The 12,648-nt window shown below is 64.5% G+C and carries 12 protein-coding genes; 3 read left to right on the top strand and 9 right to left on the bottom strand.

Translation table 11 applies throughout. The features are described 5' to 3' along the window. Positions 1 to 130 precede the first annotated feature (130 nt). Positions 131 to 1,255 carry a nucleotide disphospho-sugar-binding domain-containing protein gene (locus tag BJ970_RS22035; protein WP_184727986.1) on the bottom strand — a complete coding sequence of 375 codons (1,125 nt, stop codon included), beginning with the start codon at positions 1,253 to 1,255 and terminating at the stop codon, positions 131 to 133. Positions 1,256 to 1,641: 386 nt separating this feature from the next. Here BJ970_RS22035 and BJ970_RS22030 point away from each other — a divergent pair, with 386 nt between their 5' ends. The 3 genes from BJ970_RS22030 (at position 1,642) to BJ970_RS22020 (ending at position 4,151) form a co-directional block, all read left to right on the top strand. Then, positions 1,642 to 2,511 (top strand): alpha/beta fold hydrolase, encoded by an 870-nt coding sequence (locus BJ970_RS22030; RefSeq protein ID WP_184727985.1) that lies wholly within the window; start codon positions 1,642 to 1,644, stop codon positions 2,509 to 2,511. Positions 2,512 to 2,586: 75 nt separating this feature from the next. Further along, the gene (locus BJ970_RS22025) at positions 2,587 to 2,859 is read left to right on the top strand and encodes a hypothetical protein (RefSeq protein ID WP_184727984.1); all 273 of its coding nucleotides are present in this window, start codon (positions 2,587 to 2,589) and stop codon (positions 2,857 to 2,859) included. After that, entirely contained in the window at positions 2,829 to 4,151 is a 1,323-nt protein-coding gene (locus BJ970_RS22020; protein WP_221467270.1) for an IS630 family transposase, read from the top strand. The genes BJ970_RS22025 and BJ970_RS22020 overlap by 31 nt, the downstream gene beginning before the upstream one ends. A gap of 496 nt (positions 4,152 to 4,647) precedes the next feature. On the opposite strand, the gene BJ970_RS22015 is transcribed toward BJ970_RS22020, so the two are convergent. The 8 genes from BJ970_RS22015 to BJ970_RS21980 form a co-directional block, all read right to left on the bottom strand. Then, on the bottom strand, positions 4,648 to 5,367 hold the full coding sequence (locus tag BJ970_RS22015) for a U32 family peptidase (protein ID WP_184727982.1): 720 nt from the start codon (positions 5,365 to 5,367) through the stop codon (positions 4,648 to 4,650). Positions 5,368 to 5,587: 220 nt separating this feature from the next. Beyond that, positions 5,588 to 6,361, bottom strand: a complete 774-nt coding sequence (locus tag BJ970_RS22010) for an amino acid ABC transporter ATP-binding protein (protein WP_221467269.1) — start codon at positions 6,359 to 6,361, stop codon at positions 5,588 to 5,590. Continuing rightward, the gene (locus BJ970_RS22005; protein ID WP_184727981.1) at positions 6,358 to 7,296 is read right to left on the bottom strand and encodes an amino acid ABC transporter permease; all 939 of its coding nucleotides are present in this window, start codon (positions 7,294 to 7,296) and stop codon (positions 6,358 to 6,360) included. Before BJ970_RS22005 ends, BJ970_RS22010 begins: the two co-directional genes overlap by 4 nt. Before the next feature lie 40 nt (positions 7,297 to 7,336). Then, positions 7,337 to 8,218 carry a transporter substrate-binding domain-containing protein gene (locus tag BJ970_RS22000; protein ID WP_184727980.1) on the bottom strand — a complete coding sequence of 294 codons (882 nt, stop codon included), beginning with the start codon at positions 8,216 to 8,218 and terminating at the stop codon, positions 7,337 to 7,339. Between the two features lie 67 nt (positions 8,219 to 8,285). After that, entirely contained in the window at positions 8,286 to 9,665 is a 1,380-nt protein-coding gene (locus BJ970_RS21995) for a flavin monoamine oxidase family protein (protein ID WP_184727979.1), read from the bottom strand. 63 nt (positions 9,666 to 9,728) lie between these two features. Next, the gene (locus tag BJ970_RS21990) at positions 9,729 to 10,739 is read right to left on the bottom strand and encodes a M24 family metallopeptidase (RefSeq protein ID WP_184727978.1); all 1,011 of its coding nucleotides are present in this window, start codon (positions 10,737 to 10,739) and stop codon (positions 9,729 to 9,731) included. After that, positions 10,736 to 11,521, bottom strand: coding sequence for an SDR family NAD(P)-dependent oxidoreductase (locus BJ970_RS21985; protein ID WP_184727977.1), 786 nt, complete (start codon positions 11,519 to 11,521; stop codon positions 10,736 to 10,738). Before BJ970_RS21985 ends, BJ970_RS21990 begins: the two co-directional genes overlap by 4 nt. Beyond that, positions 11,518 to 12,648: a mandelate racemase/muconate lactonizing enzyme family protein gene (locus tag BJ970_RS21980; protein WP_184727976.1), complete on the bottom strand. Its 1,131-nt coding sequence runs from the start codon at positions 12,646 to 12,648 to the stop codon at positions 11,518 to 11,520. Before BJ970_RS21980 ends, BJ970_RS21985 begins: the two co-directional genes overlap by 4 nt.

Here is a 12,648-nt window from a genome sequence, read left to right as displayed (position 1 = left end):
CGTTGACGAAAGCCCACGTGATATCATTTCAGGACAACGCCGTCCAGCAACGGATCCGGCTGCGTTCCCCGGAACAACCTTCAGCGATTTCCCGGCAAAACGGTAAAATACGACTCGGGTCAAGAGTATTTCATTCGAGCAGCCGGGGCAGTTCGGCGGCGACCTCCGCCGGGCTGGGGCGGGTTTCGTTGTGCTCGGCGAGTCCCGTGGCGGCTTCCCGCCAGCGCGGTTCGGTCAGCAGCTGATGCACCTGAGTGGCGACCGTGTCGAGGTCCCCGGCGACGCCGGCGCCCGTCAGGGCGAGCTGCGCGGCGTTGAAACGCTGATCGACGACCGCCGGCAGGATCACCTGAGGCACCCCGGCCGCGAGCGCGGTCATCGTCGAGCCGGCTCCTCCCTGGTGCACGACGGCCTGACAACTCGGCAGCACCACGTGCAGAGCGAGTGGACCGTCAGCGAAACGCACGTTGTCCGGCAGGGCACCGAATCGCGGCCGGGACTTGGGATCAGTGGCGACCACGACCTCGATGTCGGACACGGCCAGCGCGTCGACCACGCGCGGCGCGCGGAAAAGCCTGCCATCTTCGTCCACTTCGGACATCAGCGTCCCCCACGTGACGCACACCCGCGGCCGCGACGGTGGTTGCCACAACCACGACGGTTGCACCGCGGTTCCGTTGTAGGGCACGAAACGGATCGGCTGACGCGGGGCACTTCCCGGCGGAACCTGCATCGCCGGTGGGCACGGGTCCAAGACCAGGTCCGGGGCCTCGGGCAGCCTGTCGATCCCGAACCGCCGCACGAGATCCCCGGTCGCGACCTCCTCTTCGAGCGGGATACCCTCCGAGAAATCGGCCGCCCACAAGTGTTTGACGGCCGGTACACCGAGAACCCGCGCCGCCACCGGGGCAGCCAGGTTCAGCGGATCGTGCACCACCACGTCCGGCCGCCAGCCGTGTCCGAACGCGACGAGGTCGTCGACCATCGCCTCGGCACAGCGCGCCGCCGCGCCATCGACAGTGACCGATTCGCCCTCTTCCGCGGCTTTTCCGCCGAGTCCACTGGCGAATACCTCGATGAAATCAAGGTCTTCGCCGACCGCGACCGCGGTAAGCCCGGAACCGATGATGGATTGCACCATCGCCGGCTGACTGGCCACACTGACCTCATGTCCCGCCGCCCGAAGGCCCCACGCGAACGGGACCATCGGATAGTAGTGAGAACGCCAACCCCAGGTGCTGACCAGCACACGCATGCAGTTGATCATTGCGGGACGCCGACCCGGGCGTCAATCGGTCGCACCGCAGACTCCGCGAAGGGTGCCCATTGGTACAGAGCGGGATTGCTCATGCGGGCAGAGAATTTCCTGTGACCGCGCGCCGCGTCGATCCGGCACTACGATCGCACCGCGGATCCGGCCCTGGCACTGCGTGGCCTTCGCGAGCCTCGGCACAGCCCTGGTCAATGGCGCCGGCGCTGCAGGTGCGCCGCTGCATCGAAATCCCACAGTGTCCATTGCGATTCTTGTGCTGCCGCAGTGGAATTCGCCAGCAGTAGGAAGGATCTGGAGTGGCCGACGAGCTACGAAAACCGAGTGGCGTACGGTCACCGCGTGGCGGTGCGGCGTGGGAGCCCGACCACGTGGACACCCTGGACGTCCCCGGCGCACACTTGAGCTACCAGGTGCGCGGCTCCGGCCCCGTGCTGCTGCTGATCCCGGGCGGGCCGGCGGGCAGGTCGGTGTACGACGACGTGGCGACGCTGCTCGCCGACCACTACACCGTGATCACCTATGACCCACGTGGCCTGTCCGCGTCCACAATCGATGATCCGAGCCAGGACATCACGATCGAGACGCAGGCCGACGACGCGCACCGGCTGTTGCGCGAGGTGACCGGCGAGCCGGCATACGTTTTCGCCAGCAGCGGAGGCTCCAACACTGGTCTCGTGCTGGCCGCGACGCACGCCGAGCAGGTGCGCACACTGGTCGTGCACGAGCCGCCGATCACCGAGATGCTGCCCGACCCCGAGGAGCACCGCGCGCACAACGCCGACATATACCAGACCGCGCGGACCATCGGCACCAGCGCGGCCATGGGCAAGTTCCTGCCCGACGCCGGTTTCAACGTACCCGAGGATCCGGACGCGGAGGAACTGGTTGCGATCGCAGCGATGCGGGAGCACCTGGAGGACTTCTTCGGACCGGCGAACCTGAAGGTCTTCTTCGGCCCGATGTGGCGCCCGCTCGCCAGCTACACGCCGGATTTGGACGCGCTGCGCGCGACGCCGACGCGGGTGGTGGTCGGGATTGGCACCACGTCGGAAGGCCAGTTCGCGTACCGGACCGCGGTGCTGCTCGCCGAGCGACTGGGCCTGCGGCCCGTGGTGTTCCCCGGTGATCACGGCGGGATGATGGGCACTCCGTGGGAGTTCACCGCGCGGTTGCTGGAGGTGCTCGCCGAGCAGACGGACGTGCCACCAGAACTGCCGACGTCCATAGTGGATCTGTAGTGGACGTCTCCGATTCCGGAGCAGCAAGAACGCCCGGTAGGACATCCGTTCGCCCAGACCTCGGCGGCGGTTTTGATGAGCGACCCCGGGCACGAACTGGCCGTCTTCCCACCGGGCACGGGCTACTCGCCGTCGAAGATGGCGCTCAACGCCATCACCGTGCAGTACGCCAAGGAACTACTCAAGAGCGGCATCCTCCAGCAACGGACACGCGGCCGCGAGCCCAGGACTGTAGGTGATCGCCTGGACACAGTCGGCTCCAACGACGCTAGTGTCCTGCGCCGAAAATTCGTGGTTTATTTTGATATGATCAGTTGGTGGCGGGTTCTGGTGTTGAGTTCGTGTTGAGCGATGACGAGCGTGAGCGGCTCCTTGAGTGGTCGCGGGGGTCGTCGCGGTTGGCGCTTCGGGCGCGGATTGTGTTGGGGTGCGCGGAATCCGGTGTGGTGTACGAGCGGGTCGCTGCTGATCTGGGTGTGACCACGATGACCGTGGGTAAGTGGCGTAAGCGGTTTGGTGAGGCGAGGTTGGATGGGCTGGTTGATCGGCGACGGCCGGGACGCCGCAAAGCTGATCTGGTGCTCACCGGTGAGGAACGGGAGCAGCTTGTGCGGTGGTCGCGGCGGGCGACCTCGTCGCAGGCGTTGGCGTTGCGGTCGCGGATCGTGCTGGCGTGCGCGCAGCCGGGGGTGACGAATAAGCGGGTCGCGGCCGATCTGCGTATCACAGCGAACACGGTGAACAAGTGGCGGAGACGGTTCGTGGACAAACGTCTGGAGGGTCTGGTGGATGAGCCGCGGCCGGGTCGCCCGCCATCGATCCTGCTGGACAAGGTGGAGGAGGTGATCACGGCGACGTTGGAAGAGGCGCCGAAGAACGCCACGCATTGGTCGCGCTCCTCGATGGCCCGGCGAAGCGGATTGTCGAAGTCCACCATCGGACGTATCTGGCGAAAGTTTGAACTCAAGCCACATCTGGTCGACGGGTTCAAGCTGTCCAGTGACCCGTTGTTCGTGGAGAAGGTCGTCGATGTTGTCGGCCTGTACCACAATCCGCCGGAGAAGGCGGTGGTGTTGTGCGTGGACGAGAAATCCGGGATGCAAGCCCTGGACCGGTCGCAACCGGTGCTGCCGATGATGCCCGGCATGCCCGAGCGCCGCAGTCATGACTATGTCCGGCACGGGGTGAGCAGCCTGTTCGCCGCGTTCAACATCGCCGACGGCACCGTGATCTCCGAGATCCACCGCAAGCACCGGGCCGTGGAGTTCAAGAAGTTTCTCGTCGCGATCGACAAAGCCGTCCCGGCCGAACTGGACGTGCATCTGGTCTGCGACAACCTCGCCACCCACAAGACCCCCGCTATCCAGGACTGGCTGGCCAAGCATCCCCGCTTCACAGTGCACTTCACCCCGACCGGGTCCTCGTGGATCAACCAGGTAGAGCGTTGGTTCGCCTTCCTCACCGACCAACTTCTGCGCCGTGGTGTCCACAAAAGCGTTGTGGCGCTGGAAAAAGACGTCCGGGAGTGGATCAAAAACTGGAACGAAGACCCCAAACCCTTCGTATGGAGCAAGACGGCAGACGAGATACTCGACTCCCTACACAAATATATCTCACGGATTTCCGGCGCAGAACACTAGAGTGCCGAATGTGTCCAGCCATGCGCGTTCCCTTAGCCCTTTGGGGTGGTTCGTGCCTGCGCTTCCGCTCTACGGCCAAGACCACGAACGCGGCGCTCTCGCCTGGTAACCGGCTAGAGATCCAGACCCCTTCGATGCCGGCCGCGCTTCCCGAATAGGCGTGCGCCGTGAATGCTGGCCGCTGGAAGGAAACCCCCTTGGACACCGACGCCATGTTTGAGCAGTTCCTCGCCAACCTCCCCAAGGTCGAGTTGCACGTGCACCTCGAAGGATCGATGCAGCCGCGACCTCCGGGTGGATCTCCGGATCCGGGTTGGACAGCGCGGACACGATGGCGTCCTCGGCCATCGTCGCCACCAGCTCCTCGGCGAGCTGCCCGACCGACACCCCGATCACCACGTCGGCACCGCGCAGCTCCTCGGCGGCCCCGCCGGTCACGCCGTTCGGGTTGATGCCGAGAGTGTCGGTACCGCCCACGACCAGATGCGCAGATTATTCACGCGACCGGGATCCCAGCGCGGTCGCATGATTTGTCGACTTTGAGATCGGTGCCGGCGCGGGCCAGGTGTTCCAGTCCGATCGCGGCGCGACGGATGCGTTCAACGGTGGTCTGTTCGGCCATGGCATGCAGGTGTGACCCCGTCGGGTACATCGGCACGACGTTGCGCAAACCGAATTTCACGTACACCGGGGCGGCGACTCTGATGATCTCGGCGATGTCGTGGTAGCGCAGGAAACCGCCGAGGCTGTCGGGGCCTTCGACATAGAGGTCGAGGACGCCGTCGGTCACCGAACGGAACGCGGCGAGCTCCGGCAGCGACGTCTCCGCCGGAATGTTGATCGAATCGGCCCCGATGCGGTGGATCACCTCGGCCGAGTAGGGATTGGAGATGCCCATCAGCGCCGAAGCCTTCACGATGAGGTCGGCGGGTAGCGAGCCCTCGGTCTTAGCCTTGGCGATCAGCGCCATCAGTCCCTCGTCCGCGACGAGCACGCTGCGAATGCCGTGATCGACTGCGCGGTACACATCACTCAGGGCACCGTGCAGTGACGCGAGGCCGACGTTGCGCGCTCCGATCGCTGCTCCCTCGGCGGTCGCCCGTGATGGACTCGCGCCGTCCCAAGCTGCCCGGGGACCGACGAACAAACAGACCTCGATATGGTGTGCCGCACCGAGTTGCGCATAGCCGGCCAGCTCTTCGTCGGTCAGCAGCATGATCCCGCTGCCCTGCGAGATTCGATGGATCGGGACCTCGCGTCGAGTTGCCTCCTTCACGGCGATGTCGAAGGCGGCAAGCGTTTCGACGCTCGGGATCTCGATTCGGTAATGCCCTCCCCCGTCGAAGGTGAGCGGGGACGAGTCGAGCGCCGCGCTGCTTCGCCGCAGCCTGGCGATCTGTTCGAGCATCGCAGCTCCTCATCAGTGGTGGGGTGCGTCAGAGCACCTGCTGCAGAAACACCTTGGTGCGTGGGTTTTGTGACACCGATAGCACCTCACGGGCGGGTCCGTCTTCGACGATCCGCCCGCCTTCCATGAATACGGCACGGGATGCGACTTCACGCGCGAACCCGACTTCGTGCGTGACAACGATCATCGTCATGCCGAGTTCGACGAGTTTCTTCATGGCCTCTAGGACCTCGCGGACGAGCTCCGGGTCGAGTGCCGAGGTCGGCTCGTCGAAGAGCATGACCTTCGGGTGCATCGCGAGGGCCCTGGCGATGGCTACGCGCTGTTGTTGTCCGCCGGACAGCCGGTCCGGCATGTCGTTCGCCTTGTGCTCCATGCCGACCGTGGCCAGTAGTTCCTGTGCCTCGGCGACGGCCTCGGCTTTCGGGCGACCCAGAACCCCGACCGGAGCCTCGATCACGTTCTCGAGCACGGTCTTGTGTGAGAACAGGTTGAACGACTGGAAGACCATGCCGATGCTGCGTCGCTGTCGAGCCACCTCGCGCTGGGTGAGTTCAACCAGGTGGTTCTGGTTCTTGGCGAGCCGGTATCCGAGCAGCTCACCTTCCAGGAGGATCGCACCGGAACTGGGCTTCTCGAGGTAGTTCAAGCAACGCAGGAAGGTGGTCTTGCCCGCACCAGAGGGACCAAGCAGGCAGACAGTCTCTCCTTTCTGCACCTCGATACTCACGTCCTCGAGAATCGTGTTGTGCTTGATCGTCTTGCTGACCTTGCGAGCCTCCAGAATCGGCAACGGACTCATGAGCGACCTCCGAAGGCGTTACTGAGAATGCGGCGTCGCAGTGAGTTCGACCGGGTGAACGCGAACCTGGACTCGAGCGCCGACTGGACGAAGGTCAGGATGGTGACTACCACCAGGTACCAGATGGTGGCAACCACGAGCAGCGGGGCTATCTCGTAGGAGATCTGATAAATGGACTGGACGGTGTACATGAGGTCGAACACGCCGATGAAAGCCACGATCGAAGTGCCTTTGAGCATGTTGATCAGATTGTTGAATATCGGCGGTATCGCGATCCGGATCGCCTGGGGCAGCACCACCCGCCGGTAGACGCGTGCCTTGGTCATGCCGAGCGCGACGGCCGCTTCCTCCTGCCCGCGAGGAACGGACAGGATGGAGGCGCGCAGAATTTCCGAGGAGTAGGCACCCTCGTTGAGCGCGAAGGCGATGACCGCGGCCAAGATGGGCGTGAGCAAATCCGTTGATGGCGCCGACCACCACATCGGCCCGGTCGGAATGCCGATACCGACCTCCGGGTAGAACAGCGCGAAATTGTAGGTCAGGATCAGGAGAACGAGCAGCGGCATCGCGCGAAACAACCAGGTATAGGCTTGCGCGACCGTGCGGAGTAGCTTGCTTTTGGACAGCCGCATGAGCGCGATGGTCACGGCGATCACGAGCCCGAGTGCCATGGCCATTGCCGTGATTTCGATCGTGGTCAGGACGCCGTGCAGAATGCGCCCGTCGAACAGGTATCCGATGACGATCGGCCACTGGACGGCCTTGTTGGTGAAGAAGCTCACCAGCACGGCCGCTGTCAGGATCGTCGTGATGATTGTCGCCACGATGAGCGGTATCGAGATCCGCTCGCGCGTGGGCAGATCCTCCAGGTTCGGCCAGCCGTCCTTGACTCGCGGGGGTTTCAGCACATCCTGGGCCTGGGTTTCACCGTTCATCTTCGCCCGTTCTTCCTGGGTATCGCGGGTCGTCTGCTCGTCAGTTCACACTCGGATTCAGCTCCGCCTTGTCGGCGATGTTGCCCTGCAGACCCCACTTGGTGAGGATCTTCTGGTAGCTGCCGTCCGCGATCATCTTGTTCAGCGCCTTCTCGACGGCGGGCGCCAGCTCGGAGTTCTTCGGGAAGGTCCAGCCGACCTTGCTCTGCAGGTAGGTCGGGCCGGTCAGCTTCCACTCCTTACCTACCTTGTCCTGATCGGACTGGATAAAGTAGCCGAGCGTCGACACGGGGGCGCTCAGCGCCTTGATGCGACCGCTCGCGGCGGCAAGGTACAGCGAGGGCACGTCCGGCAGTGCGACCAGTACGATCGCGCCCTTGCCCTCCGAGGTGCATTTCGTCGAGAGCTTCTGCAGATATGCCGTGTAGTTGGCGCCGGACTGCGTGCCGATGGTCAGTCCACACAGGTCCGATTCCGAGCTCCCGATATCGGGATTGTCCTTTGTGGCCAAGAAAGTGTAGCCGTCTTTGAACTGTGATAGCTGCGTGTACTTCGCCGCGCGCGCGGCCGTGATGTCGGTCTGGAGCACGAAGTCGTACTTGCCCTGATCGAGGCCGAGCAGCATGCTCTCGAATGCGGCCGGCTCCACCTTGATGTGAATACCGAGCACTTTGGACAGTTCGGCGAGCAGTTCGGGATCCTCGCCGACGGTCTGCCCGTCTTTCTGGAAGGACAGCGGCGGTTGGTTGGTCTGCAAGGAGACCGTGATGCCGTCCCGGAACTTCTCGGGAACCGAGGAGTACAGGGGCGCGCTGGTGTCGGCGGGCGCGGCGGATGACCCCGAGCTTCCGGAGGAACCGCACGCTGCCGTTGCCATGAGGAGGACGGCGGTCAGGCCTGCCATGGCGAGCTTTCGCTTCATGATCTTCTCCCGTCGTGGTGATAAACGCGGTGTTCGGAGATCCAGGCTCACTGACGCCCTAGGAGATTCATCGGTGGGCGGATTTGATCTTGTCGACGGCGAGTCGCGCCGCGCGCACGGCTTGTTCCATGCCGCTCAGGGGGTCGAAGTAGTCACCGGCGAGACCGACACGGCGGTCGGGGTGTCCTGCCTCCAGCACCGACTGATACGCGTTTCGGCCGGGAGCCGCGTATGCCGTACCCAGCGGCCAGCGCTGCACGTGCACCTCGACGATCTTGCCCTGGTACTCGGGAAGGATCTCGAGGAATTGCGCGAGATAGGCCGCGGCGATTTTTTCGTCGGGCTCGTTCATCAGCTCCTCGGCGCGCGGACCTCCGCGATAGGCCATGAATGCTCCACCATCGCGGTGCGCGGAACGCGGGTGTACCGGGTTGGCGTGATTGAACAGGAAGTCGAACTGTTTTCCAGGCGTGGTGATCGCGTACAGATGATCCGTCGATGCGGGAGCGGTCTCGTTGGTGAATATGCCGACGCTGAGAAATGCACCATACGTCACTGAATCAAGACCGGCGCCAAGCTCCGGCGGCATCGGGTGCAGAATCTTCCGCGCGATGGGGGCCGGCGTCGCGACAATGACCGTGTCGGCCGTGACCGTCGATGGTCCGGAGGGCGACTCGAAATCGATTTGAATGTTCTTCTCCGACGTCGCGTCGACCATGGTGACCGGAGCCGAGAGCCGCACGGCGTCATTCCCGAGCGCCGCAAGGAGTCCCCCGATAACGGTCTCCGTTCCGCCGACCATGACGCGAGCGGTTGCCCCGGGCGCATTGGCTGGTCCCATGACGTGCGCCAAGCACATGAGCGCGGCGCCCGCCGAGACTTGTTCCGGCTCGCCGGCGGACCGGCGCGCGAGCGCGCGGATGAGCGGGTCCATCGCGGCCGGGACACCGTTGATGAATTCGGCGAAAGTCCGGCCGGCCTCGAAGTCGACTGTCTGTCGGCGTTGCTGTTCGCGTTCCTCGTCGGTGGTGGCAACCCGGTGCTCGATCCGGTTGAACCTCGCCATGGCGAGGGCGAGCTTCAGCCCCTTGCGCACGAAGGCCACGCGCTGCCGAATCGGCATCGGCAGAACGAACGGGAGCATCTCGGCGCGCGACGGGTTGATGATCTTGTCACCGGCCACGATTCCCCTAAGGGATCCGGGAATGTCGATGACCTCGAGCCCCAGCTCCTCCGCGAGAGCGCCCATGATGCTTTCCGGGTTCGGATAGACGTGCGCACCGACGTTCACCCAGCGATTGCCCATGCGGTGCGATCGGATCCGCCCGCCGACGCGTTCACTCGCCTCGAGCACGAGGACGCGACGGCCGCGCAGCTGATAGGCCGCATACAGGCCGGCCAATCCGCCGCCCACGATGACGGTTTCGTAGTGGGTCTCCGTCGCCATGGCATACCTCTCATCCGGTCCGGACGATCCTCGATAGTCAATTTCATCTGCACGACGTACCGCTTAGACGAGTGCGAGGGAATGTGTGGTCAACAGTTCCGCACCTCCCGCGCCCACTCGCATCACGTGCTCGACCCGTATGCCGAAACCCTCGGCGTAGCCACCTGGCTCGATGGCGAGGACGAAACCTTCCCGGAGGACCGCCGTCGATACCGGACTGAAGAGCGGATAATCCTGTTGTTTGAGTCCGACGCCGTGCCCGGTCAGGTGCGGACAGGTGTATCCGGCCTCAGCCAAGATGTCTCGAACGGCGCGGTCGATCTCGCCGACAGTCCGCCCTGGCTCGACCAACGCGATAGCGCGCTCGAGCGCTTTCATGGCGGCCAAGTGCAGCCGCCGGATCTCCTGATTCGGCGTCGCTGCGACCACTACCGTGCTGCACGAGTCGGACCAGTAGCCATCGATGAGCGGAGCGAAGTCGAGTAGTGCGGTCTCTCCCGCCGCGAGGCGCTTGCCCGTCGGTGGCATACCCACGAGAGCACATCGCGAGCCGAACATCAGGTCCACAATGGGCGCCGGTGCGTCGTGGGGGCGACTGACGGCTTCGAATACCGCCGCAGCCACCTCGGCCTCACTTACGCCCACCGCAAGTCCCTCTCGGAACACCGTCTGCGCGCGGCTGGCCAGCCGACTCGCGAACCGAACGCGAGCCAGCGCGGCTTCGTCCAAACAGGACCGAAGCGGCGCTAGCAGGTGCGTCAGGTCGCACAAACTCCGCCCGCCCAGCACCCGGCCGACCGCCGCGGGAAGCGCCGATGTCTCCACCCCGACCACGGCCAGATCCAGTCCCAGCCGCTCTCGGACCTCGCGCGGGTCACCGGCAAAATCGTGACCGGTGACCGGTCGCAAGCCCGTCTCCGTGACAATGACGCCGGTGGCTTCCTTCGGTTCGTCGTCGAGAAGCCACCGGACGGTGGCGTGATCGGTGGCGACGAATGCCCCGATGGACAGCGGCCCCATCACTGCGCGGGCACTGTCCAGCCGTGACGGCAACTGCGCTCTATCGGCGTTCACAACGTCAGCACCCCGGCCGCGAGCACGCCCCCGTCGCACGTGATCGTGGCGCCCGTGACGTAGGACGCCGCGTCACTCAACAGCCAGCTGACGGCCGCGGCGGGTTCCGATGGGTCGGCGATACGGCCCAGCGGAACCTCGCCCGCGATCTGCTGGCGCATCCGTGGCACCGTGGCGGGATCAGCATTGGCCCACATAAGCGGCGTCTCAGTGGCGCCAGGAGTCACCGAGTTGACTCTGATGCCACGACTCGCGTACTCCACCGCAAGGTTGCGGGTGAGCGCGGAGACCCCACCCTTCGACGAGGCGTAGGCAGCCACGCCGCCTGGGGGCGACACGGTCGCGAAGGGCGACGAGATGCATACGATCGCCCCAGAGGTCTCCTGGCTGACGAACGTGCGCAGCGCGCCTCGGCACAGGTAGAACGTGCCAAAGAGGTTGATCTCCACAACACGTCGGAACGCGTCGTCTCCGAACTCATGGCTTGGCCCGCCGTCGTCGACCCCGGCGCAGCTCACCAGGCCGGTGAGTCGTTCACCTCGCTCGACGATCCCGTCGAACACCGCATCCACCGCGGCAGAGTCGCGGACGTCGAGCTGTACCGCGAGCAGTTGGCCATTGTCGATGGCCTTCGCCTGCTCCGGAGACGGCGCCAATGCCTGGATGTCGACGCCGATGACTCGTGCGCCGAGAGCCAGCTGCGCCTCGACCACCGCTCTCCCGATGCCGCTGGCCGCTCCCGTCACCACGACGAGGCGCTCGGGCGAACCGATGGTGTTCATGCCGCGACGACCGTCGAACTGCTCGTCTCGTACGAGACGAGCGTGGCCGCATCCATTGCCGGCCAATCGATATCGAGTCCCAGCCCGTTGCCCGACGGCGGGCGAACCATTCCGTCCTTACCGACGCGGATCGGGTTCAGGATGCCGTATTCGTAGGCCTCGTACGGCACCGGCGATTCGAAGTAACTGCTCGACAGATTCGACAGCCCGATGTGCAATGCGGCGGCTTGGATAAAGGAATAGCCCCAGCTCTGCTGCTCGGCCGGCAGGCCAAGACAGTCCGCCAGTGCAACCAGTTTGCGGGCCTGTGAAATGCCACCGCTCATCGTGGCGTCGAACCGCACCGCGTCCCACGGGCCCTGGGCCGCGTAGGTATAGAACTCTTGCAGATCGAGCAGCCAGAGGCCATGCGGCACAATCGGTACGTCGATCCGCTCACGCAGCCGACGGTAACTGTTCAAGTCGTAATCCTTGAACGGCGCCTCGAACCAGCGGAAATTCATGCCACTGAGTTCACGGCCGACTCGCAGCGCACCCCAATAGTCGTAACGGTTTTCCGCGTCGTGCATGAGCGTCAGCGTGTCGCCGAATTCCTGGTGCGCCGCCCGCAACATTTCCAGGTCACGTTCGGGCACATTCCACGCGTGGAATTTGACGGCGGTGAACCCCTCGTCGGCCATCTCCTCGAGATGTTTGAGATAGTCGCTGACGGTGTCGAGTTGCGCCGTCGACGCATACGCCGGCATCTCATCCCGCGCTCCACCGAGGTAGCGGTAAAGCGGCAAGCCCGCCCTTTTCGCGGCGAGATCCCACAGCGCGATGTCGACCGCTGCCACGGTGCCGGGCGTCGCGGGAGTGATGACGGTGTGCAGATCGTGCCATCGCGCCTCGATGTTGGCGGCTTCCTTGCCGATGACGAACTGAAGCAACGGGCGAATGGACTCGAAGTTGGAGTGGTCGTACTGACCCGCTCCATAGCTCTGCGCCATGCCGTAGCCGACGGCGCCGTCGGAGTCTTCGATCTCGACAAGTGTCATCAACATGAGTTGCGGCGGCATGTTGGCCCAGGTGGTTCGTGGGATCTCCGGACCGATACCGCGCACTTTGATGCGTGCGATGGACGCCAT

It is taken from the genome of Saccharopolyspora phatthalungensis, assembly GCF_014203395.1.
GTDB classification, from domain to species: domain Bacteria; phylum Actinomycetota; class Actinomycetes; order Mycobacteriales; family Pseudonocardiaceae; genus Saccharopolyspora; species Saccharopolyspora phatthalungensis.
This window is presented reverse-complemented; position numbering and strand designations above follow the sequence as displayed.

Excerpts from the sequence above, each read along its gene's own strand:
- BJ970_RS22000 (WP_184727980.1), bottom strand. The coding sequence starts at position 8,218 with ATGAAGCGAAAGCTCGCCATGGCAGGCCTGACCGCCGTCCTCCTCATG.
- BJ970_RS22015 (WP_184727982.1), bottom strand. The coding sequence starts at position 5,367 with ATGCTGCTGACCGACGAAGAGCTGGCCGGCTATGCGCAACTCGGTGCG.
- BJ970_RS22010 (WP_221467269.1), bottom strand. The coding sequence starts at position 6,361 with ATGAGTCCGTTGCCGATTCTGGAGGCTCGCAAGGTCAGCAAGACGATC.
- BJ970_RS21995 (WP_184727979.1), bottom strand. The coding sequence starts at position 9,665 with ATGGCGACGGAGACCCACTACGAAACCGTCATCGTGGGCGGCGGATTG.
- BJ970_RS22025 (WP_184727984.1), top strand. The coding sequence starts at position 2,587 with ATGAGCGACCCCGGGCACGAACTGGCCGTCTTCCCACCGGGCACGGGC.
- BJ970_RS22005 (WP_184727981.1), bottom strand. The coding sequence starts at position 7,296 with ATGAACGGTGAAACCCAGGCCCAGGATGTGCTGAAACCCCCGCGAGTC.
- BJ970_RS22035 (WP_184727986.1), bottom strand. The coding sequence starts at position 1,255 with ATGCGTGTGCTGGTCAGCACCTGGGGTTGGCGTTCTCACTACTATCCG.
- BJ970_RS21980 (WP_184727976.1), bottom strand. The coding sequence starts at position 12,648 with ATGGCGTCCATCGCACGCATCAAAGTGCGCGGTATCGGTCCGGAGATC.
- BJ970_RS21985 (WP_184727977.1), bottom strand. The coding sequence starts at position 11,521 with ATGAACACCATCGGTTCGCCCGAGCGCCTCGTCGTGGTGACGGGAGCG.